The sequence below is a fragment of the Aestuariivirga litoralis genome (assembly GCF_015714715.1).
Lineage (GTDB): Bacteria > Pseudomonadota > Alphaproteobacteria > Rhizobiales > Aestuariivirgaceae > Aestuariivirga > Aestuariivirga litoralis_A.
Window position 1 is genome coordinate 373,593 of record NZ_WAHS01000001.1, and the last position, 21,623, is coordinate 395,215.

24 protein-coding genes, 1 tRNA gene and 1 pseudogene are annotated in these 21,623 nt (G+C 58.3%); 10 read left to right on the top strand and 16 right to left on the bottom strand.

Features of this window, described 5'->3' with window-relative positions; translation table 11 throughout:
* Positions 1-17: 17 nt before the first annotated feature.
* From F8B91_RS01945 to F8B91_RS01955, 3 genes are read right to left on the bottom strand one after another with little or no spacing between them, the layout of a single operon-like run.
* Positions 18-431, bottom strand: coding sequence for an SH3 domain-containing protein (locus F8B91_RS01945; RefSeq protein WP_196502036.1), 414 nt, complete (start codon positions 429-431; stop codon positions 18-20).
* Between the two features lie 56 nt (positions 432-487).
* Positions 488-1,492, bottom strand: a complete 1,005-nt coding sequence (locus F8B91_RS01950; protein ID WP_196502037.1) for a CorA family divalent cation transporter — start codon at positions 1,490-1,492, stop codon at positions 488-490.
* 55 nt (positions 1,493-1,547) lie between these two features.
* Entirely contained in the window at positions 1,548-3,074 is a 1,527-nt protein-coding gene (locus F8B91_RS01955) for a hypothetical protein (protein WP_196502038.1), read from the bottom strand.
* Positions 3,075-3,317: 243 nt separating this feature from the next.
* On the opposite strand from F8B91_RS01955, the gene F8B91_RS01960 reads away from it, so the two are divergent.
* Positions 3,318-4,007, top strand: a complete 690-nt coding sequence (locus tag F8B91_RS01960; RefSeq protein WP_196502039.1) for a hypothetical protein — start codon at positions 3,318-3,320, stop codon at positions 4,005-4,007.
* 9 nt (positions 4,008-4,016) lie between these two features.
* On the opposite strand, the gene F8B91_RS01965 is transcribed toward F8B91_RS01960, so the two are convergent.
* The 4 genes and pseudogenes from F8B91_RS01965 to F8B91_RS01980 all read right to left on the bottom strand — a co-directional run.
* Positions 4,017-4,244, bottom strand: a complete 228-nt coding sequence (locus tag F8B91_RS01965; RefSeq protein ID WP_196502040.1) for a hypothetical protein — start codon at positions 4,242-4,244, stop codon at positions 4,017-4,019.
* Between the two features lie 138 nt (positions 4,245-4,382).
* Positions 4,383-4,775 carry an SH3 domain-containing protein gene (locus tag F8B91_RS01970; RefSeq protein WP_196502041.1) on the bottom strand — a complete coding sequence of 131 codons (393 nt, stop codon included), beginning with the start codon at positions 4,773-4,775 and terminating at the stop codon, positions 4,383-4,385.
* A 605-nt stretch (positions 4,776-5,380) separates the two neighbouring features.
* On the bottom strand, positions 5,381-6,583 hold the full coding sequence (locus F8B91_RS01975; protein ID WP_196502042.1) for a DUF3800 domain-containing protein: 1,203 nt from the start codon (positions 6,581-6,583) through the stop codon (positions 5,381-5,383).
* Positions 6,584-6,614: 31 nt separating this feature from the next.
* Positions 6,615-6,767, bottom strand: a pseudogene (locus F8B91_RS01980) (hypothetical protein); the annotation flags it as partial.
* 47 nt (positions 6,768-6,814) lie between these two features.
* Here F8B91_RS01980 and F8B91_RS01985 point away from each other — a divergent pair.
* Genes F8B91_RS01985 through F8B91_RS01995 form a run of 3 tightly spaced genes read left to right on the top strand, consistent with a single transcriptional unit; the run spans position 6,815 to position 7,366 of the window.
* Positions 6,815-7,042: a DUF433 domain-containing protein gene (locus tag F8B91_RS01985; RefSeq protein ID WP_196502043.1), complete on the top strand. Its 228-nt coding sequence runs from the start codon at positions 6,815-6,817 to the stop codon at positions 7,040-7,042.
* Positions 7,042-7,146, top strand: a complete 105-nt coding sequence (locus F8B91_RS17135) for a DUF5615 family PIN-like protein (RefSeq protein WP_196502044.1) — start codon at positions 7,042-7,044, stop codon at positions 7,144-7,146. The genes F8B91_RS01985 and F8B91_RS17135 overlap by 1 nt, the downstream gene beginning before the upstream one ends.
* Positions 7,147-7,186: 40 nt before the next feature.
* Positions 7,187-7,366: a hypothetical protein gene (locus F8B91_RS01995; protein ID WP_196502045.1), complete on the top strand. Its 180-nt coding sequence runs from the start codon at positions 7,187-7,189 to the stop codon at positions 7,364-7,366.
* Between the two features lie 6 nt (positions 7,367-7,372).
* Here the strand turns inward: F8B91_RS01995 and guaA are convergent, their stop codons facing one another.
* Entirely contained in the window at positions 7,373-8,932 is a 1,560-nt protein-coding gene (gene guaA / locus F8B91_RS02000; protein WP_196502046.1) for a glutamine-hydrolyzing GMP synthase, read from the bottom strand.
* A 36-nt stretch (positions 8,933-8,968) separates the two neighbouring features.
* A complete protein-coding gene (locus tag F8B91_RS02005; protein WP_196502047.1) occupies positions 8,969-10,303 on the bottom strand; it encodes an Nramp family divalent metal transporter in 1,335 nt (444 codons plus the stop codon).
* 240 nt (positions 10,304-10,543) lie between these two features.
* On the opposite strand from F8B91_RS02005, the gene F8B91_RS02010 reads away from it, so the two are divergent.
* The 3 genes from F8B91_RS02010 to F8B91_RS02020 all read left to right on the top strand — a co-directional run bounded on the left by F8B91_RS02010 (position 10,544) and on the right by F8B91_RS02020 (position 14,055).
* Positions 10,544-11,161: a hypothetical protein gene (locus F8B91_RS02010; protein ID WP_196502048.1), complete on the top strand. Its 618-nt coding sequence runs from the start codon at positions 10,544-10,546 to the stop codon at positions 11,159-11,161.
* Between the two features lie 90 nt (positions 11,162-11,251).
* Entirely contained in the window at positions 11,252-11,680 is a 429-nt protein-coding gene (gene mntR / locus F8B91_RS02015; protein WP_196502049.1) for a manganese-binding transcriptional regulator MntR, read from the top strand.
* On the top strand, positions 11,677-14,055 hold the full coding sequence (locus F8B91_RS02020; protein WP_196502050.1) for a WD40/YVTN/BNR-like repeat-containing protein: 2,379 nt from the start codon (positions 11,677-11,679) through the stop codon (positions 14,053-14,055). Before mntR ends, F8B91_RS02020 begins: the two co-directional genes overlap by 4 nt.
* On the opposite strand, the gene F8B91_RS02025 is transcribed toward F8B91_RS02020, so the two are convergent.
* The 6 genes from F8B91_RS02025 to F8B91_RS02050 all read right to left on the bottom strand — a co-directional run bounded on the left by F8B91_RS02025 (position 14,041) and on the right by F8B91_RS02050 (position 18,186).
* Complete coding sequence (locus F8B91_RS02025; RefSeq protein ID WP_196502051.1) at positions 14,041-15,273, bottom strand: sensor domain-containing phosphodiesterase; 1,233 nt, start codon at positions 15,271-15,273, stop codon at positions 14,041-14,043. The genes F8B91_RS02020 and F8B91_RS02025 overlap by 15 nt on opposite strands.
* 162 nt (positions 15,274-15,435) lie before the next feature.
* Complete coding sequence (locus F8B91_RS02030; RefSeq protein WP_196502052.1) at positions 15,436-16,533, bottom strand: glycosyltransferase family 2 protein; 1,098 nt, start codon at positions 16,531-16,533, stop codon at positions 15,436-15,438.
* 23 nt (positions 16,534-16,556) lie between these two features.
* Complete coding sequence (locus F8B91_RS02035) at positions 16,557-16,832, bottom strand: hypothetical protein (protein WP_196502053.1); 276 nt, start codon at positions 16,830-16,832, stop codon at positions 16,557-16,559.
* Between the two features lie 79 nt (positions 16,833-16,911).
* The gene (locus tag F8B91_RS02040) at positions 16,912-17,190 is read right to left on the bottom strand and encodes a PqqD family peptide modification chaperone (RefSeq protein WP_196502054.1); all 279 of its coding nucleotides are present in this window, start codon (positions 17,188-17,190) and stop codon (positions 16,912-16,914) included.
* Positions 17,181-18,086, bottom strand: a complete 906-nt coding sequence (locus F8B91_RS02045) for a glycosyltransferase family 2 protein (RefSeq protein WP_196502055.1) — start codon at positions 18,084-18,086, stop codon at positions 17,181-17,183. Before F8B91_RS02045 ends, F8B91_RS02040 begins: the two co-directional genes overlap by 10 nt.
* A 25-nt stretch (positions 18,087-18,111) precedes the next feature.
* A tRNA-Val gene (locus tag F8B91_RS02050) sits at positions 18,112-18,186 on the bottom strand.
* Positions 18,187-18,281: 95 nt separating this feature from the next.
* Here F8B91_RS02050 and alr point away from each other — a divergent pair.
* Genes alr through F8B91_RS02065 form a run of 3 tightly spaced genes read left to right on the top strand, consistent with a single transcriptional unit; the run spans position 18,282 to position 20,916 of the window.
* Positions 18,282-19,355 carry an alanine racemase gene (gene alr / locus F8B91_RS02055; RefSeq protein WP_196502056.1) on the top strand — a complete coding sequence of 358 codons (1,074 nt, stop codon included), beginning with the start codon at positions 18,282-18,284 and terminating at the stop codon, positions 19,353-19,355.
* The gene (locus tag F8B91_RS02060) at positions 19,352-20,143 is read left to right on the top strand and encodes an MlaE family ABC transporter permease (RefSeq protein ID WP_196502057.1); all 792 of its coding nucleotides are present in this window, start codon (positions 19,352-19,354) and stop codon (positions 20,141-20,143) included. Before alr ends, F8B91_RS02060 begins: the two co-directional genes overlap by 4 nt.
* Positions 20,143-20,916, top strand: a complete 774-nt coding sequence (locus tag F8B91_RS02065) for an ABC transporter ATP-binding protein (protein ID WP_196502058.1) — start codon at positions 20,143-20,145, stop codon at positions 20,914-20,916. The genes F8B91_RS02060 and F8B91_RS02065 overlap by 1 nt, the downstream gene beginning before the upstream one ends.
* 160 nt (positions 20,917-21,076) lie before the next feature.
* Here F8B91_RS02065 and dps read toward each other — a convergent pair whose 3' ends face one another.
* On the bottom strand, positions 21,077-21,547 hold the full coding sequence (gene dps / locus F8B91_RS02070; protein ID WP_196502059.1) for a DNA starvation/stationary phase protection protein Dps: 471 nt from the start codon (positions 21,545-21,547) through the stop codon (positions 21,077-21,079).
* Positions 21,548-21,623: the final 76 nt, after the last annotated feature.

A 21,623-nucleotide genomic window follows, 5' to 3' on the forward strand; every position in this document is an offset into this window, starting at 1 on the left:
GCCTCAGACGTTAACGTTTATGGACACGGATGACCCGGTGCAATTTTGCACATCGGAGGCTTTGGACCTGGAAATGGTGGCTTGTGATGGCCATGGCCTGGCCGCCAGCCCGGTGGACGATGATGTGGCGGGCGTGGAATCAGGATCGGCGGCCGGACGATCACTACTGGCGGGCGGTATGTGGCTGCAAGGTAGGATGCACTGGCCCAGCCCGAAAGTCCGCCAAGCTTTACGCTGCACCAGCTTCCAGAACATGTTCCCACAAACACGCGACTGCCTGCGGGAAGAACACCCAAAACGGCATAATCTGTCCCAGGGCCAGATCTTACATTGACGTTGGTGGTGGGGGTTGCGGTTCGGGCTTCCGCTGTGGAAGCACCTGCAATGCCCGCCAAGACGGCGAGTCCAAAGAGAATACCTAAGCGTTTCATGTTCTCTCCTCCTGAAATACTCTGGGGCAACGCCCAACGACGGGTTTGGTTCCAGATTATTTTGGCCGTCGCAGGAGCATCGAGACAAATGCCGAGGTGCTGATGCCAAGTAAGACAACGATGGCAAAGCCCCAACCGCTGTTGAGCAAAGGCAAACCGCCGACATTGATGCCGAAAAGGCCGAAGACAACGCTGGGCGGCAGCAGCAACGCCGAAATGATCGAGATGATATAAAGGCTGTGGTTCATGTCGCTGGCCAGGTTGGCGGCGATTTCATCCTTGAGCAGGCGAGCACGTTCCTGCAGGGCATGAACTTCGGCGTGCAGGGCTTCGGCGTGGTGAAAATTGGCCTCGGAAGATTTGGCTATCGGAGCAGGGTGATGGTTCGCGGCATTCTGTTCCGCGAAATGCCGGATCACTGATTTGTTGACTGAAATGTCGCGGTGGATGGTAGCGGCCCGGCGGCGCAGCACCGCAATTTCACTGCTTGCATCTGTGCCACCCTGTTCGATGACGACATCTTCGATCCGGTTGATCGTCATCAGCATCTCATCCACGTCATCCTGGATGCGCTCGACGGACATGTTGATCAGGCGGTCCAGCACTTCAGCGGGGTGATGCAGGGCCATGCCGCGCACCAGGTTCTCGCGCAGCAGATCAACATCGGCGAGCGGATGGTAGCGGCCGGTGATGATCCATCCAGCGCCGATCACAAAGCGCAGCACACGTTCGCGGCCGGTGCGGCGAGACGGCTCGTCATGCATTTCCGCGAAGGAGCCAAAGATCAGGCCAGGCAGATGATCGAGGCGGGGCCTGATGTCATCGCTGGCAAAAAGCTGGGTGGCTTGTGCAGGCAGGCCGAGACCATTGATCCAGCGGAGCGCGCGGCGGTCCACCAGGTCTAGATGCGCCCAGAGCCACGGTTCACCCGCTGCGGGCAAAATGGCGGGCGTGGTTTTCAGTTTTTCTGCGGAGCCTTCACTGGAGAATTGCCAAGCAAACACCAGACCTTGGAATTCGTGATCGACCAAGCCGAGTTGGCGCGGTTTGGTGTCCTGCATGGGCGCGCCAATGTACCATTCAAATGACGCTCATGTGACAGGGCCGCTGGACATCCTATCCGCGGCACCTGCCATTCTGGTCCATTTTCATCCCATCGGGGCAGGCTTGCTGTTGTTGTTGCGGTTGGAATTTGAACTGCGGCCTTTGTGGTGCCAGTTGCTGCAGGATGTTCGGATTGATCCGGATCGGCGGTTGCTGCTCGTCGTTATCATCGGGCTGGTCGTTGTTTCCGGGGATACGGATCGGCTGGCAACGATGGGTGCGCGGGTTCATGAAGGTGCCATCCGGGCAGCTGCGCGGAACGATGATCCGGATGCAGCCACCCTGGCCGTCAGACTTCATGCCTTGCGGGCAATCGCGCTGCTTGGGCGGCGGTGGTTGCTGCGGAATATCCACACAACGGCCATCACCATTCTTGTATTGGCCCTTGTCGCAATGGACCACCTTCGGAATATCCACGCAGGCTTTCAGGCGCGGCGAGTAAGCTTGGCCTTGCCGGCAATTGGGGATGTTGTTGCCGGGCGGGCGTTCGCATTGATTGGTGTCGGGGTTCAACCTCTGTCCTTGCGGGCAGGTGGGACGATCCGGCACGCAGCGGCCATCGGCATTGCGCGAGGTGCCTTGATCGCAGATCGGCATGCATTGGCCATTGAAGCGCTCCGAACCCTGATCGCAGGTGCTGGGCGGTGGCGGGGGTGGCAGGCACTGGCCACTTTCCGTGGGTCGCATGCCTTCCGGGCATTGAACCGGCACACATTTGCCGCGCAGGTTTGGATAGGTGCCTTGCGGGCAGCCGGGCGGCACGCAATAGCCATATCTGTCGCGCTGCAGGCCTGGCTCGCACACCGGCAGGCAACGGCCTTCGCGGTTCTCGAAGCCTTGCGGGCAAGTGGGCGGCGGAGGCACGCACATTGTCGGGTGCTGGATATCGCGCAACGTGCCCGGCGGGCAGGTGGGCAGGCAAACCCAATCATAATCCGGCGGCCAGACGCCCGGCGGCACGCATTTGCCGGTGGCCAGATCACGGGTGTAATCCTTCGGGCATTCACGCGCGAAATAGCTTTGGCACAGGCCGCGCTCATCTGGATAGAAGCCGCTCGGGCAGGTCGCTTCGCAGCGGCCAGTGTTGTACGACCAGTTCATGCCATCGGGGCACATGCCCTGGTGATTGGTCCGGTCCACATCCGGAATGCAAAGGCCAGGATCACGCAGATCGCGCACGAAGCCTTGCGGGCATGAGGGCAGGGGTACTTGGTCATAGCCATCGCCGCAGCCATGATGGCAGGGCGGGAGACAAAGGCCCGGCATACCGGGATAACGGATAAAGCCAGCCGGGCAATCGGGCAGGCAGACATCATCAAAAGGCGAATAGCCATCGGGGCAATGCGGAATGCCGACATCTGTGCTGCAGCCACAGGAGGCGCAGCCGCAGGATGATTGCGGCACCGTGCATTGCTGCTCGACTGATTGGGCCTGGGCGGATGTCGTGAAACTGCCTTGGCTGCCAAGGGATAACACCGCGAATAGGAACAGCAAAGCACAGGCACGCAAGATTGCCGGAAGTCTCGGTGTGTGTGCCATGGCACTCGTCCTTTTTTGGACAGAAGCCCCCTAGAGTATGTGGGTCTAGCATGAAAATTCTGTCATGAATACGGAGCAGGAGAATAAATGTGCTTTGTTGCGGAGCACTGCACCGCGAAAGGGCATCAGTTTGATTGGAGACTTGGTTTAATGCGTTGGGACTGGTTGCGTTTTTGGAAGCGCAAAGGGAATAGGCCCTTATCGGCTCTGGCGCGCCTGCCGCGCATTGCGACGATTGCCACCATGCCTTCGCGGCTGGAGACCTTCCGCAAGGTGCTTCCGGTGTTCGTGCCACAGGTGGACAGGATCTTTGTGTTTCTCGACGGGTTTGACGCGGTTCCGGATTTCCTCACACGCATCCCGAAGGTGACGGTCATCCGTTCGCAAGAGGCCGGCGATTATCATGTCTCGGGGCGCTTCCTGTTCCTGCAGCACTTGGCGGAGCCAAGCGTCGTTGTCTCGTTCGATGACGACATCCGTTACCCGCGTGATTATGTTGCACGGCTGGTTGCGGCGCTGGATGAGGCGGGCGGGCCGGCGGTGGTGGGCGTGCATGGCCTCAATTTCAAACCACCTTACACCAATTTTGTGAGTGACCGGGTTTCGTTTCACTTCTGCAAGAAATTGGAACAGACGATCCGCGTGGATGAATTGGGTGCCGGAACCATTGCCTTCCGCAGTGACGTGCTGGACTTCGATATGCGGCTTTGGAAAGATTTCACTTCCGATGACACGCTGATTGCACTTGAGGCGCAGTTGCGAAAGCTGCCGCTTTGGTGCGTGGCGCGGCGGAAAGGCTGGCTCAAGCCCTATCAGGAGAGCCAGGCGGACAGTCTCTGGCTCCGTACAAAACGCGATCCAACGCATAAGACTGCGCTGATGCGCGAGCTGATCGCCGAGCGTGTGGCCGCTTATGAGGCAGGGTTGAAGTGACGGTGGCGCTTAAGCCTTTGGCTTTTTGGTTTTCGAAATCACCACGAGGGTTGCGATCATCGCGCAGATGATGGCGCAGAGCGGGCCGAGGATGAAGATCGAGCCCATGGCGCCGCCGCCGTCACGGTCGAACACGCCGAGATAATTGGTTTCGATTATGTACCAGATGATGGGCAGCGCCTCGCCCACGATCAGCGCGCCGACAAATGCCAGAATGATTTTCAGTGCACGCGGCATCTTCCCTCGCTCTCATCGCTTGCACCATTTATGCGGCAGCACCAAGGACTTGGGAAGGGGCGCGTTGGTGACCTGCGGGAAGGCAACGCGCGTGACACAAATGCGTCACGACGTCATCTTCCCGCAGGTGAATACGATTTAGTGGTGGCGGAAATGCCTGAATCGATGGCCATTGTGCCAGTTATTTCCGCCGCCGAAGTTCAGGCCGAAATAGACCGGCGGGCCAGCATAACTGTCATCATAATAAGATGGGGTGTCATAGACGCGTGGTGCATAGGCGTTCGATGCCGTGAGGTAGTTGCTGCTGACCCAGCCTCCACCGATACGGCTCCAGCCGCCATTGCTGCCGGTGACGTTGACGCGTTCGCCGGGGTCGAGCTGGCCTACAACATCATATTGCGTGCCGGGGCCGCTGCGCACATTGACCGCACTTTCAGAGCGGGCAGGATAGGCCTGGGCCGCTGTGGCCATGGTAAGGCCGCCGAGGGCGATTGCGGAAATGGCTGTAATAATTGTGGTTCTGAGCTTCATGGGAAGACTCCTTTTCTGGATTACGTGTTGTCGATCCTTAAACGCCCCACTTGGCCATACTGTTCCGTTGCGAGGGTCGATTTATGCGCATGGGGCGGGTTGAATTGAAGATGGCTGAACAGGTCACGCCAAGGCATGATTCCGCCTTTGTTGGTTTCGTGTCGTTCGAAACCGAAAGAGAAGAAGGGAGACGCGTGGGGTAACTTCACGCGGGTTGCGGCTTAGTTTAGAGCCGCGAAAATATGCGTTGGGTTGCCCCACGCGTGCACAGGTTTTGATAGCTGCTGGCTGGAAAACACGTTGTTTTTACCGCCTGTCACACATCCCACCTTAAGGGACCAGAGTGACATTATTCAGCGGCGGTGGACCGCCTGTGAAGGCTCCATGGGCGAACCAATAAACCCACCGTAAACGTCTCGCCGACGAGCCCAGCCCGTAGTGACCGGGGCTCCAGCTTGCACACCCGAATGCAGCATACGTTGTGCTGCCTGCAGGACCTGCGATCTCCTCCCATCAGGTTCACCGTCATGAACCGGACCCCGGCGGGAGAGGACGGGAGGCTTATAGTCCTAGTAGGAATTTATTGTCAAGAGATTATTCAAGAATTATTGTGAGCGAAGGCGCGTCACGTCCCGCAAAAAGGGAGGGATTTTGTCAATCTCGTACTGGGCAATTGATTCCAGCCTGCTCTTTTCCGCCATCTCTAGCATTTTTTTGGTACTTTCCATTTTTTCTTCAGTTAGCGGAGTTGAAATTATTGAACCGAACTTTTCCATATAAGCGGTTTCAACGCCTTCAAACGAGAAGTCATTGTGCCATCCATTGTTCAACGCATATTTCACCAAAAGTGCGCAATCCTTTGGGAGTTTCTTCGCCTTGCGAGTTTGCGAATATAGCCAGAGCACCACATCGACAATTTGTATTCCAGCGCTTGCGGTATCTTCTAAAACTTTGAATTCACTGCCCGGCACAGATTGCATTTTGTAAGTCTCTCCTGCCCATTTAATCTCATCGCCTGACGCATTAGAGAATAACCCGTGCCACATTTGCAGAGTTTTTTCGAACTCGCTTTGCTGGTCGTGTTTGATCGTGTGTACAGGCTTCTTCCGTTCCTCGGAGAGAGACTGCAGACCTCTAAGAAGATTTGAAAACGCCACCAAATTGGGAAAGTGGCCGTGCTTAGAAAGGTCATGCTCGGTGTATACTTGTATTGCTTCAGGATGGCTTTTTGCCCAAGACAATCCTTCGCTGAGAACTTTACGTGAGCCCTCGTCCGGAAGGTTGCCGATATTCGCCAACAGCTCTTCGCAAACCTCAAATAAAATGCCATGGGCTTTCTTGGTGTCGGGCTCGAGAATGCTGGCCCAGAACTTTTTTGCGGTCTGTTCCTCGATCAACGCGCTGAGTTTAAAAACGCCAATTAACCTTAGGCCTCGCAAATTGTAGAATTGCCAGGGGACCGCTGGATTTTCACCAGAGTCGAAAAGCACATCAAACATTTTGCTTGCGAGCAGATATTTTTTCTCAACTCGCGAGAGAAAGAAAGTAGCCTCGGCTGACTCAAGTATTCTCAGCAGTTGAGACGCAACAGTTTCAATTTTACCGATCCCCAGTACACGAGCGTGAAGTGCCTCGGTATTAAGTTGCTGCGAAATCGCAGATATCTGCTTTCCAAAGTTGAGATCGAAATCTCCTTTGGTAATAAGTGCCCCTGAAAAGAAATCAGGTTGAGCCGGATCAAAAATGTTATGCCCGGTATTACCGGTCTCATCGACATATGCAAAAAATGGTTTTTTAGATTCACCCATGTGACTCTCACTTTGCGCCGACGTTAATTACTCACTCCCACTCAATCGTCCCAGGCGGCTTGCTGGTCACGTCATAGACCACGCGGCTCACGCCTTTCACCTCGTTGATGATGCGGGTGGCGGCTCTCCCCAGGAAGTTCATGTCGAAAGGGTAGAAGTCGGCGGTCATGCCGTCCACGCTGGTTCCATAGCACATGGTCTTTCATCGCAAAATGTGCTATCGGGCCTTCCATGAGCAAGCACGCTGAGCGCATTACTATCAATCCCGCCGTCTGTGGCGGCAGGCCTGTGATCCGCAATACCCGGATGCGGGTTTCGGATGTGCTTGATCTTTTGGCGGCGGGCGAAAGCCGCGAGGCTATTTTGGCTGACTATCCCTATCTCCAGGATGACGATATTTCGGCGGCGCTTGAATATGCCGCCACGGCTGCTGTGCACCGCGTGATCGCCGCCGAATAATGCGCTTTCTCGTTGATGCCCTGTTGCCGCCCGCACTTGCAAGATGGCTGGCGGAACAGGGGCACGACGCACTTCATGTGAATGACCGTAATCTAGGCATCTGATGATGGCACAATATGGCGTTTCGCCTGAAATGAATACCGGGTGCTGGTAAGCAAGGACGACGACTTCCGGCTTTTGCAGTTGCGTGAGCCACGCGCAAGACTGCTTTGGGTCACGATGGGAAATTGCAGCCGCGCTGTTTTGCTCCAGCGGTTTGAAGTTGTTTTGCCGGAAGTGCTCAGTGCGCTGGAAAGCGGCGAAACGCTGATCGAGCTGCGCTAAACTCTCTCACTCCCACTCAATCGTTCCCGGTGGCTTGCTGGTCACATCATAGACCACGCGGCTCACGCCTTTTACTTCGTTGATGATGCGGGTGGCGGCTCTGCCCAGGAAGTTCATATCGAAGGGGTAGAAGTCGGCGGTCATGCCGTCGACGGATGTGACGGCGCGCAAAGCCAGCACGCGGTCATAGGTCCGGCCGTCGCCCATCACGCCTACGGTGTGGACGGGCAGCAGCACTGAGAAGGCCTGCCAGATTTTATCGTAGAGGCCCGCCTTGCGGATTTCGTCGATATAGATGGCGTCGGCCTTGCGCAGGATGTCGAGCTTTTCGCGCGTCACGCCGCCGGGCAGGCGGATGGCGAGGCCGGGGCCGGGGAACGGGTGCCGGCCGATGAAATGATCGGGCAGGCCCAGCTCTTTGCCCAGTGCGCGCACTTCATCCTTGAAGAGATCGCGCAGCGGCTCGACCAGTTTCATGTTCATCCGGTCGGGCAAGCCGCCCACATTGTGGTGCGACTTGATCGTCACCGAGGGGCCGCCGGTGAAGGAGACGCTTTCGATCACATCCGGATAGAGCGTGCCTTGCGCGAGGAAATCAGCACCGCCGATTTTCCTGGCCTCACGCTCGAACACATCGATGAACAGGCGGCCGATGGTTTTGCGCTTTTTCTCGGGGTCTTGCTCGCCTTCGAGTGCGCCGATGAATTCATCCGCCGCATCCACATGGACGAGCGGCATGTTGTAGGCCTTGCGGAACATCTCGACCACGTCGGCCGCTTCGTTCTGGCGCATCAGGCCGTGATCGACCAGCACGCAAGTGAGCTGGTCGCCGACCGCTTCGTGGATCAGCACGGCAGCCACGGAAGAGTCCACGCCACCTGAAAGCCCGCACAGCACGCGGCCCTTGCCGACTTGGGCGCGGATCTTGGCGATGGCTTCCTCGCGGAAGGCCTTCATCGTCCAATCCGCCTTGCAGCCTGCAACGTTGAAAATGAAATTGCGGATGAGCTTGGCGCCATCCGGCGTGTGCACCACTTCGGGGTGGAACATGGTGGTGAAGATCTTGCGGGCTTCATCAGACGCGATGGCGAAGGGGGCGTTTTCGGAGGTGGCTTTTACGGTGAAGCCTGCGGGCAGCTGGGTGACGCGGTCGCCGTGACTCATCCAGACGGGGTAGTTCTGGCCGACGTCCCACACGCCTTCAAAGAGGGCGGATTTTTCCTTGATGGTGATTTCGGCGCGGCCGAATTCTGCGGCGTGGCCGCCTTCGACGACACCGCCCAATTGCAGCGCCGTAGTCTGCTGGCCGTAGCAGATCGACATGATGGGCAGGCCGCTATCGAAGATGACTTGCGGGGCGCGCGGGCTGCCTTCGCGGGTGACGCTATCTGGCCCGCCGGAGAGGATCACCGCTTTGGGTTTCAGGCGCTGGAATGCGGCCTCGGCATTCTGGAAGGGGATGACTTCGGAATAGACCCCGGCCTCGCGCACACGGCGCGCAATCAGCTGCGTGACCTGGCTGCCGAAGTCGATGATGAGGACGGTGGAATGGGTGGGGGTGCTCATGGCGGGCGCTTAAGGGAGAATCGCCGTGGGTGCAAGTCAGGAGCTGATCACGTCCACGATCAGCTTGATGTTCAGGCCGATGATCAAAGCAGCGATGGCCCAGGCGGCGACCGCCATGATCAGTGGCGTGGACAGGGTTTTCATTTTGGCCTTGGAGCCGGTAAAATGCAGCAGCGGCACGATGGCGAAGGGCAGCTGGAAGGCCAGCACGACCTGGCTGAAAATCAGCAGCGCGCCAGTGCCGGTTTCGCCATAATAAAGCGTAACCAGGATGGCCGGCACGATGGCGATGAGCCTTGTGATCATGCGGCGGGCCCAGGGTGGCAGGCGGATATTGAGGAAGCCTTCCATCACAATCTGGCCGGCGAGCGTGCCGGTGACCGAGGAATTCAGGCCGCAGCACAGGAGTGCGATGGCGAAAAGTTGCGGTGCGAGCATGCCACCGAGCAAGGTGGTGAGCATCGCTTGCGCTTCGCCGATCTCCTTGATGTGGACAGCGCCGGCCTTGAAGAACGTGGCGGCGGCGAGAATGAGAATGGCGGCGTTGACGAGGAAGGCAAAGGACAGCGCAATCGTTGAATCCAGCACAGCGAATTTGAGGGCGCTGCGCTTTTCGGATTCGCTGCTGCCATAGGCGCGGGTCTGCACGATGCCGGAATGCAGATAGAGATTATGCGGCATGACGGTGGCGCCGATGATGCCCAGTGCGAGGTAGAGCAATGCCGGCTCGGCAGCGATGCGGGTTGAAGGGACGAGGCCAGCGGCCACTTCGCTCCAGACCGGCTGGGCCAGCAGCATCTGGATGATGAAGCTGATAAAGATGACCAGCAGCAAAGCGATCACGAAAGCTTCCAGTTTGCGGAAGCCGAAGCGCTGCAAGGCGAGGATGAGCAGCACGTCAATCGCGGTGACCAGCACGCCTATTGTGATGGGGATGCCGAACAGCAATTGCAGGCCAATCGCAGTGCCGACGACTTCGGCGATGTCGGTGGCGATGATGGCCACTTCGGCCAGCACCCAGAGCACCATGGCGACGGGCCTCGGATAATATTCGCGGCAGGCGCGGGCGAGATCAAAACCGGTGGCGATGGCGAGGCGTGCAGTCAGCGCCTGCAGCAGCATCGCCATGAGGCTCGACGCCAGCACGACACTCAGCAGGGTGTAGCCCTCGGATGCGCCACCGGCGATCGAGGTGGCCCAATTGCCGGGATCCATGTAGCCGACAGCAACGAGAAAGCCGGGGCCGAGGAATGCGAGCAGGCGGCGCCAGCCGGTGGCGTGATCGGTTTTGACCGTGCGGTAGGATTCATCCAGCGCGTGGGTGAAACCCGTGCGGGATGGCAAGGCTGCCTCGTGGGTGGCTGAATCCATGTTTGAGATTTAGCACAGGCTAAACTTTCTCGCAAGGGCTTAACTTGGTGCAATGTTCCGCCAAAATTAACATCCTGTAATGTACTGAGCGGGTTGCAATATTCCTGTGGTGCAACGCAAAAAATTCTCAGTTGTCGCAGACCTGTCATATGGGCTTTGCATTGGGGGACTAGTTGTTTGGGTAGCGGGCGAAAAGCCTGTCGATGCAACTGTCAAAAAAACGAACTAATGGGGTTTAATATGATGTCGAAATTCAAGCTGGGCGCTGCGGCGTTCATCATCGCCGCTTTTGTTGCTGCTCCCGCCTATGCTGGCAACACGCTCTCAGCGGAATTCAGCCCGGAATGGAAGACCAAGGACGGCACCTGGGCCGATGATTATGTCAAGTTCGGGCTTTCGCATACTTTCGACAACAATGTCGTCTGGGGCGGCGCATTCCAGCACACCTGGCGCGCTGACAGCACGACGGCCGAACAGATCGAAACCAATCTGGGTTACAAGTTCAAGTCCGGCGCGCTCACCCTGACACCCGGCGTGCTGCTGGGCTATGGCTTCGGCAATGCGCCGAAGATCAACCATCTGGTGGCTGGCGAGTCTGATCTCTATTACGCCGTCAGCATCGCTGCCGACCTGAAGATCAATGATAGCGTCACCTGGAACGTGATCAACGCCCGCTATCGCAACGCTTTCAACACCACCTGGATCACGCCGAAGATTTCGACTGGCGTGACTTTCAACATCGACAAGTCCAACGCGATTTACGCCAATGTCGGCTATGCCTGGAAAGACGCCGGCGACGGCAAGGGCCTGCTGGCTGACAAGTGGAACGTGGCCGTAGGCTACAAGTTCAACTTCTAAAATCGTCACGATCTTGCGCGAAAGCCCGGACTTGCTCCGGGCTTTTTGCTTTTGAGGCGCGGCTGCGAGAATCAGTGTTAAACTAGGGGCATGAAGCGCAAAGTTGCCTCCAATATTCTCCGGTCTGCCGCCTTCAGCCGCACGCGGGCTGATCATTCCAGCGAGCTGGCGCATGATTATTGCGAGCTGATTGCCGAATTGATCGACGAGAAAGGCGAGGCGCGCGGCACCGACATTGCGCTGCGGCTGGGCGTGGCCAATGCCACAGTTGCCAAAACCATGAAGCGCCTGGCAGAGCAGGGGTTGGTGGAGCAGGAGCCTTACCGCGCCATTTTCCTCACTGCAGAAGGCTGGAAGATTGCCGAGGATGTGAAGCGCAAGCATGCCATCGTGCGGAATTTCCTGCTGGCGCTGGGGGTCTCAGCGCGTGCCGCAGAAGAAGATGCGGAGGGCATGGAACATCATGTGAGTGCCGAAACACTGAAGGCCATGGCGCGGTTTCTGGCGCGCAATTCATGATGCGGTTTTTGCTGGTCGCGCTGGCGCTGTTCTGGGCCGGGGCGGCGCAGGCGGAACTGAAATGGCAATCCACTGGGCCGGGCGGCGGCGGGGCTTTCCAATCACCGGCGCAGAGCGCTTCCGGCACAGTGATTGTCGGGTCGGATTTGAGTGGGGCTTACCGTTCGATCGATGGAGGCGCGCATTGGCAAGCGCTGGGGCTTGATCATGGCTTGGGCACCACGCATGTGGACAGTGTGGCGTTTGATCCCGCGCATGAAGGCGTGGTGCTGCTGGCGGCGGATGATGGGCTTTATCGCAGTGCCGATTGCGGCAAGGCAGCAACTGACAAATGCAATTTTCAAAAGATGTTGGCGGGGTATGCGACTGCGGTTGCGGTGGGCGATCATAACGTTGCCTATGTTGCGGGGCTCAACGGCTTCTGCCAGCCCGGCCCGTTGCTGGCGCGCTCTGCTGATGGTGGCCTGAGCTGGCACAAGGCGCAAGCCGCAGGCCTGCCGCGCAATGCCAATGTGATGGCGCTGCGTCTGCAGCCGGGCAATCCGAAAATGGTGATCGCACTCTCATCTCCGTGGCGCTTTGCGAGCCCTGGCGCTTGCGGTGCTGGTTGGCCCGATGCAGCTCCGGCGAAAGCCTATATCTCATCCGATGGGGGCGATCATTTTGCGGCGCTGGACGTGGAGGCGTCGCAGGCTTCGGCCTTCACAGCGGATGCGGCTTTTGATCTGGCAGACCCGAAGCGCATTTGGCTTTCAGTGGCGCCGGCGCAGAATGAATCACCGGCATCAAAAGGTGATGGCGAGGTGTGGCTGAGTGATGGTGCCGCGGGGCCGGGGCAGGATTTCAAGCGCATTTCCGCCGAACATTCAGGCCAGATCTGGCCGCTGCGCGATGGGTCTATCCGCCTCATCGATCTACGCCGCGTGCGGCCATGGTTTAACACGCCGATTGCCACCAAAGATGAAGCGGGCTTCTGGGCCTTGAAAGCTGATGGCACCGCCACGCATGTGACTTCACCGCAGGATTATGCGCGCTGGGACATGGGCTGGACTGGGCTGGCGCATAATCCGCAACCCTCGCTCAATGGCAATTTGCAGACGGTGTTTTTTGCCGACGACCAGAATGCCTGGTGGGTGGATGACCAGTTCATCTACAGGACCACCGATGGCGGCAAGACAGTGAACCAGAGTTTCACCAACAAGGTGGCAAGCGGGTTTGTGTCGCGCAAGCTCGACAATGCGGTGCCCGGCGTTCTGGTGCCGAGCCCGGCTGATCCCAATCTGCTTTATGCTGGCTATTTCGACATGGGCTGCTGGAGCACCCATGCGGCGCTGGCGGGCAATGATCAATTGGCATGGGCTGATTGCAATGGGCCAAAGTCGCAAGCGGTGCCCGGCGTGCCGCTCGCGGCTTCACCGCTCAATGGAAACTGGAACGGCTATGGCGGCAACACGAGTGCGCTGGCGGTTGATCCCAAAGATCCGCAGACTTTTTGGGCGGTGCATGCGGCGCATAGTTTTGACTTTGGAAATGAGCAGGCGGGTTTCCCCAAGATCACCGTGAGCCATGACGGATTCAAAACCTGGACAGAGATCACCGGTAATTTCACGGCGCTCTCCAAAGGCGCTGCAATCACCGATTTGAAAGTGGATGAACCGGCGGTAGGCAAGCGGCGGCTTTGGGCCGCAGCGGGCAACCGGCTGTTCAAGCTGGAGGATGGTGGGAAGGATTGGCAGGCCGTGGCCACGCCTTGCGATGGCGGTTTGCAGGTTCTGGCGCTGCAGGGCCGCGCGATGCTGGCTGGTGGGGCCAAGGGTGTGTGTTATTCGCATGATGCTGGCGCCAGTTGGGCAGCATGGAAAAATGCAATGAGTCTGGGTGAGCCCCGCGCCAGCTGGTGGGCGGCGTTTGGTGCCAGCGCGCAAGGTGTGACTGATTTTGCCTTTGTGCCCGGTGCGCCAGAGCAAATTTACATGACGGTGATGATCCCAGACTGGGCGAATGATTCCAACATCGCCGGGCTGTGGAAGAGCGTCGATGGTGGCGTGAACTGGTCACAAGTAAAGGGCCTGGCCGAGGGGCATCTGGAACGTAACTTCATGCGCAGCGTGGCGATCAATCCGAAGAACCCGAAGATGATTGTGGTGGGAACTTCGATTGCATCATACGCGGGGGGCTATCTCCCGGCGATCAAGAATATGGGCGCTTTTGTCAGCCGCGATGGCGGGGCAAGCTGGTCCAAGGCACCGGAGAATGACGGGCTGGCCTGGCCGTTCATCACGCGCCTGCGCTTTACCGGCGGTGAACATCCGCGCCTTTTCGGCATCAGCCCGGGGCAGGGGATTGTCTATGCCGACGGATCAGGTGGCGAATGAGAAGGACGTGAGCTTGCTGATCTCTTCCGCCGGAACTGCCGCGCTGAAATAATAGCCTTGGCCCAGCTGCACACCCAGCTTGCGCAACACCTGAAGCTGGGCTGCGGTTTCGATGCCTTCCGCCACGATGGCGGCATTGGCGTGCTGGGCGAAGGTGACCATCGCGGCGACGAGCGCCTGGCGGGCGCGGTCATTCTCGATGTCCTGGGTAATGGAGTTGTCGAATTTGATGATGTCGGGCCGTGCATCCAGCAAATGCTGCAGGCTGGAATAGCCCAAACCAATATCGTCAATCGCGATGCGCATGCCCTTGGCGCGCAATGGTGCGAGAGCGGCCATCAGGCCCGGATAATCATCGATGCCACCGCGCTCGGTCAGTTCGAGGATGATGCGCGATTTATTGAAATCGTCCAGCGCGTCAGCGAAGCCTGCACTGAGAATGGTTGCAGCAGAGGCGTTGATGCCGATGGCCAAATTGCCTGGTAGATCTTTCGCACCCTTGATGGCGCGCTTTACCGCGAGCAGTTCAAGGGTTTCGACTGCACCCACTTCTGTCGCCTCAGCGTACCAAACACCAGGCGCCTGCAATGTTTTGCTGCTGAAGCGTGCCAGCGCTTCGACACTATTCACCTTGCCGTCGGCCAGATTGCAAATGGGCTGATAGACAATGCGTGGATCTCCTGAAACCAGGGCCTTGCGAAGATCAGCGCGGATGCGAGCGCGGCGGGTCTCCGTCTCGTCATTGGCGCCGATTTCTTCGTCGATCTGCCGGCCAACCACCTCTGCAAAGGTTTGCAGCAGATCAAGATCGCGTTGGCTCAGACCGGGTTTGGCTTCGTAGGAGAAGCTGCAGAAGGTGCCGAAGACGGCACCGTTTGAGAGACGGATAGGCACACTCAAATGCGAACCGATTGGAACTTTGAGGGTTTCCGGCAGGGCCATGGCGGCAGGTACATCGGCGGTGTTGGGAATGAGTTGCGGAAGTGTTCCTTCCACGACGTGCTTGCAATAACCTTCAGCCAGGGGCGTGGTGCTGCCGACCTTGACGGCGCCATCCCCAGCTGCGGCGCTGACGCTGCGGAAGACTCTCAGTTCGCCACGGAATTCAGAGAGGAAGGCGACATCCATTCCCAGATATGTGCGGATTGCGGACAGCACGCTGTCGATGTTGTCAGACACGGCTGGTGAAAATTTAGTGCTTGGAACGTGCTCGTTCATCAAACGTCTCCGGCGGGCGGTTTGCCACCCAAGCGTGCCATAGATGAAAGGAATCTAACTTGGATCAGCAACTAGCGCCAGAATAGCACAAATTCCAGCGAGTACCGATCAATCACTACAACTGAAGCTTTTATTTTTGGGTTTGTTCCACCGGCTACCGGGTTAAAACGGGCCACCCAATGCTATCGCCTTCACACGATAGGATATTTCCGCTGGTTCCAGTTCACTGGCGCGGCGCAGGCAGGCGGCTGCTTCTGGCCTATCGCCTAGGCGAAGCAGCGCCACGGATTTGAGCTCCAGCGCGTAGGCACCGAGCAGGCGCTCATCAAATGATACAATCGAATCGAGATAGGTGGCGGGGTCAGTGGCCATCAATTGGTCCAAGGTCACTATGGCAGACGTGAAATCACCTGCATTGATCTGGTGGCGTGCCCGTAGGAACAGCAGCGGCGGGGCGCCGGGTTGGAAGGCCAAGCCCTGGGCTATGATGGCGCCTGCATCTTCATTCTGCGCCAACAGCAGTGCAGAATAGTTGAGAGCGATTAAAGCCGCGATGGATTCGGTGGCGGCATCTCTTTTCCCCTCGGCGCGGGCCAGGCCTTCGATGGAAACGGCGCGGGCCTCTTCAATCTCGCCCAATGCAACCAAGGCCCTGGCCAAGTCCAGCCAGTAGTAAAGCCGGTCTGGCCATTCCTGCACCATGCGGCGCAGCATGGGGAGGTTGCGGCGGTGTTTATGGGTGATGTCACCCTCATAACCCAAATGATCAATTCCGGCTTCGATGTCGATGATCTCGGCGTTTTCTAAGGCGCGCAGGCGCATCAGATCGGGTACCATGGTTTCGTGTATGGCGCCGACGAAGCGAATATCAGCGCGGTTCCTAAATACCCGGTATTCGCGGGCTGCCGTGCCTCGAAGAGTGGATTTGAATTTGACGCGCGCGCCGACTGCCACAGGATTTTCGAGCAGGGTTGCCAAGCGCAAGCCATCGGGCAAAATCAGCCGCTCATCAGCATCGATATAAAGAATCCAGGAGGTTCTGATGGCATCCAGCCCGGTGTTGCGGGCAGCGGCAAAATCCTGGCGCCAGGCGAAATCAATCACTCTGGCGCCAGCATTCATGGCGATCTCTCGCGTTCCGTCGCTAGAGCCAGTATCCACAATGACGATTTCGTCAACATGGCCCTCAAGCGATGCCAGGCACCCCGGAAGGAATGTCTTTTCATTCTTGACAATCAGCGCAGCGGAAACCGTCTCCATTCGCGCTGCTTGCCAGACGGGTCTCAGTTCGCGTTGAGTCTGATGGCCGGGTCAACGATATTGACCGTAACGTCCATGCCATTCGTGAGGACGGTGTGTGGCACGACAGTGACACTGGCCACATTGAGGCAATTCACGCCCTGGGTGACACTGGCCACATTCAGGCAATTCACGCCTTGGGTGACACTGGCCACATTCAGGCAATTAACACCCTGGGCGGCGTTGACCATGCCGTCCAACATGAAGGTCACCACGCTGGGTGCCACAAAAGTGTTTGGTGCAATGGAAGAATTCAACATGTCATTAGCCTTATTGAGAATTTCGATGCGCTGAGATTAGGCGGCGGGCGATAAATTGCAAACGGATTTATTTGGGTTTCTACAGCTTGCACTGAAGCAGGCCTAGGCTGACGAGGTTCTCGGCGCAAGCTAGCGTTTCGGCCATCGGGGCCTGCGGCAAAGCATAGGCTTCCTGCATCGCGGAGGCGATTGCGCCCAGGCTGCGCGTGCCATCCGAGAGGTTGAACACCATGGAAGCCGTGGCGTTGAGGTGGTGGATTTTTTCGCTCTCTGGCTGGAAGAGAATCAGGCCGTCCGGCGTCTGGGTTTTTTCCAGCATGGTCTCGGTCACGCAGATCATTTCAGGCTTCAGTTCCACGGCAAGATCCTTCGTAGGCGATGATGCAGCATCCGCCGTCGGGCCCGGCCTTGCAAGATGCGGCTCAGTTTCTGGGTCTGGTCGGTGCCGGCGGGTGGCGCGGACTCTACAGGCTGATAAGCGGGATGGGATGCAAAGGGCAGGATGACGGAGAATTCACTGAGGGCGGCCTCATAGTCGAAAGTGAGGGTGGCGGCATTGAGGATCGCCGTAAAATGCGCGTCGTCCCAAGTGTTGCTGGCGTGGATACAATAGCAAAAGGCAGTAGGGTCATCGAGGATGGCGACTCTGGATCGGCGCAGCAATCCCTCGGCCACCGGCGTGTCCTCGCCACGGGCGATTTCCGGATAACGGGTGAGGGCACTTTTGCGCACGATCATGCTGGCTTCCCAGCTGCGATCATGCGACAGGCAGAGGCGTTTTTGGCCCGGGCTCCACAACAGGACCTGGCGCAGGAACATTGCGTCGGTACCTGTCTGCAACAGCGCATTCATGCCCTGCTGCAGGCGGGTTGGGCTGTAAAGATCATCATCATCCCACTGGCAGACATAATCGCCGCGCGCCTGATCGATGCTGATATTGCGCAGCGCGCCCAGCACGCGCTTCCCCTTCACTTGGACGAGGCGGACATTTGTGCCGCTTCTGGCGCAAAGTGATGTGAGCGGCTTGGTGACCGCATCGCAGACGATCACCAGTTCCTTGTCGGCATAAATTTGGCTGCGGAAGCAGGCGATGGAAGCTGCCACGCGCGACACATCCCCACGCGTCACCATCAGGCAGGAGACCATCGGCCCCTGCACCGGCGGTGGGGGCAGCTTGATGATTTTGTCGGGGGCAGGAAATGCGTTGGTGGAGCGCAGGCTGGCTTCATAGATGCAGGCGGAAAGTTGGTTCATGGGCCTGGCAATTCGCGGAAGGAAATGGTGGGGGCAACAGGGATCGAACCTGTGGCCACACCGATGTGAACGGTGTGCTCTACCGCTGAGCTATGCCCCCACTTGCAGAGTGGCGGTCCTATAAGCTGGGAGGCCCCCTTCGTCAACCAATCCTGTTTGCTTGTTTTGTGCGTTCAGGCAAACTATTGAACCCGCATGAATGATGCCCACCTTTCCGCGCGCGTGACGATCGATCTTTCCGCGCTCAAGGCCAATTGGAAGACCCTGGCGGCACTGGCCCCCAAGGCCGAAACCGGCGCTGCAATCAAGGGCGAGGCTTACGGTTTGGGTGCTGCCGCCTGCGGGCGCGCGCTGTGGGAGGCGGGCTGCCGCTCGTTCTTCGTGGCGCGGCCCAAGGAGGGCGAGGAACTGCGGGCTGTTCTACCCGAAGCCACGATCTATGTGCTGGATGGGCTTTATGCCGGGGAGGCAGGTTATTATCTGCAGCACCGGCTGACCCCCGCGCTGATCTCGTTTGAGGAAGCGCAGGAATGGGCACGCGACGGGCAGGGGGCGGCCTGCTGCATCCATGTGGATAGCGGCATCAACCGGCTGAGCTTTTCGGCAACGGAAATTGCAAAGCTGGTTGCGGCGAAACTGCCGCTGCATATCACCCTGGTGTTGAGCCATCTGGCTTCTTCCGAAGAGTTCGACAACCCGTTCAATGAAACCCAGCGCGTGCGCTTCGAGGCGGTGCGGAAACTGTTCCCCGGCGTGCGGGCTTCGTTTGCGAATTCATCCGGCGTGTTTCACAGCGAGGCTTTCACGCTGGACCTGACGCGGCCCGGCATTGCGCTTTATGGCGGCAACCCGAAGCCCGGCCAGCCCAACCCAATGAAACCGGTGGCCACGCTGGAAGCCCGCGTGTTGCAGGTGCGTGACATGGGCAAAGGCGAAGTGATTGGCTACAACACCACTTGGACGGCGCCACGTGATAGCCGCATTGCGCTGATAGGCGCAGGCTATCGTGATGGCATCCCCCGGCGCATGAGTTCAATGTATGGCACGTCTTGTGTTTTTGTCGGTGGCAAGCGCTGCCCGATCGTCGGGCGCGTGTCGATGGACATGACTGCGATTGACGTGACGGATGCACCTGTGAAGCGTGGCGATTATGCAGAATTCTTTGGTCACAACATCTCGCTCGACGAGGCGGCGGGTTTTGCCGGCACGATTTCGTGGGAGCTTCTCACCCATCTGGGCAGCCGCTATGCTCGGCATTACCTGACATGAGAATCGAAAGCCTCAATATATTTGCTGCCGTGGGCCGTCTGGTCCTGACCTTTTGCGCTGAGCTTGGCCGGATCGTGCTGTTCACCAAGGACGCGGTTCTGGTGGGCCTCACGCCGCGCTATTTCGGCGGGCAAATTCTTCTGCAGCTGTTTCGCGTGGGCTATACGTCGCTGCCGGTGGTGGCGATGACGGCTTTCTTCACCGGCGGTGCGCTGGCGCTGCAAATTTATACAGGTTCATCACCCACAACGGCGGCAACACTGGTGCCTTCCATCGTGGCCATCGGCATCACGCGGGAGCTGGGGCCGGTTCTGGCCGGCCTGATGGTTTCAGGCCGCGTGGGCGCATCGATCGCCGCCGAACTTGGCACGATGAAAGTGACGGAGCAGACGGATGCGCTGGTCACACTCTCAACCAATCCGATTAAATATCTGGTAGGCCCGCGCATCTTGGCAGCGGTGATTTCACTGCCACTGCTGGTGGCCATTGGTGACACGATTGGCGTGTTGGGCGGTTATGCGGTGGGCACCCGCGTACTCGGCTTCAATGGCGCCAGCTATATCAAGGTGACCGCCAACCAGCTTCATTTCGATGACGTGGGCTCGGGTCTGATCAAGGCGGCGGTGTTTGGTTTTATCATCGCGCTGATGGGCTGCTATCACGGCTTCAATTCGAAGGGTGGCGCACAGGGTGTGGGCCGGGCCACGACCAATGCGGTGGTGTCTTCTGCCATCCTCATTCTTGCCGCGAACTTCGCACTCACCTCCATCCTGTTCGGGAAGAACTGATGGCTGAACCTTTCATCAAGCTTTCCGGCGTGACCAAGGCGTTCGGGCCCAAGCAGGTGTTACGCGGTATCGACATTGCGGTGGAGCGCGGCCGCTCGCTGGTGGTGATCGGCGGGTCGGGGACCGGCAAATCGGTGATGCTGAAATGCATTCTCGGCATCCTGCGCGCAGATGCCGGAACGATTGAAGTCGGGGCCCGGAATGTGGTGGGCCTGAAGGGCAAGGCGCTGGATGAGAACCTGCACCGGTTCGGCATGCTTTTCCAGGGCGGGGCGCTGTTTGACTCGCTTTCGGTTTGGGAAAACGTGGCCTTTGGCCTCATTCAGGGCCGTGGCGTGGCACGTGCCAAGGCGCGCGAGATCGCTTTGGAGAAGCTGGGCCTCGTGGGCCTGACGCCGGATGTGGGCAAGCTTTATCCGGCTGAACTTTCCGGCGGCATGCAGAAGCGTGTTGGCCTGGCGCGAGCCATTGCAGCGGAACCCGAAATCATTTTCTTCGATGAGCCCACGACCGGGCTCGACCCGATCATGGCGGACGTGATCAACAATCTGATTGTGGATTCGGTGAAGCGGCTGGGGGCGACCACCATTTCGATCACCCATGACATGGCCTCGGCCCGCAAGATCGCCGATGACATTGCGATGATCTATAAAGGCCAGATCATCTGGCATGGCCCGGCGCAATCGGTTGATCATTCCGGCAATCCCTATGTGGAGCAATTCATCCACGGTCGTGCCGACGGCCCGATTCAGATGGACGTGCTGAAGGGCTAATTCGTCTCTCCAAAAGCACCTTGCCTTCCCCCGCGCTTGGGGAAACGCGAGAGAAGGCAAGTAATCTGTCCGGCCACATACCTGGGTGGGAGAGGGGCCCAATGCTTGGCTCACCTTGGGGGCGCGCGCCAAGCCCGGTTCTAGCCGGACAGCATTTCAACTATTGCAAATGGCTTTCCAGAAACCACAGCGCCTTATCCAGAGCGCGGGAATAAGCGGTGAAAATATCGGCGGTGCCCTTGTCTCCAGCCTCATCGGTTTGATCGATGGCCTTGCGCGCATGGTCCGCCACTTCACTGTAGCGTTCGACCAATGCGTTGAGGTGATCGACACTTTCGTGAATGTCTGTGGGGTAGGGCTTCAGATGGGTGGATTTTGCAGTTGTCTGCGTCGTCCCCAGGGCCGTGCCACCCAGCTGCACCACACGCTCGGCCATGGTGTCGTTGTGGGTGTCGAGCTGATTGCGGAATTGATCCAGCAATTCGTGGATGCCGATAAATGATGGGCCCTTAATGTTCCAATGGGCCTGCTTGGTGATGAGGGCGAGATCAATACCGTCTGCCAAATTGGCGTTCAAAACTTCGATCGAAACCTTTTTCGCGTTGGATTGCAACGTGTTGTTGGTTTTCATCCTTGGCTCCCCTGGTGCACTCGGGCATCTGCTATTAGTGGATAACGCCCGAGGCCGATGGTTAGTTCCATGGTTT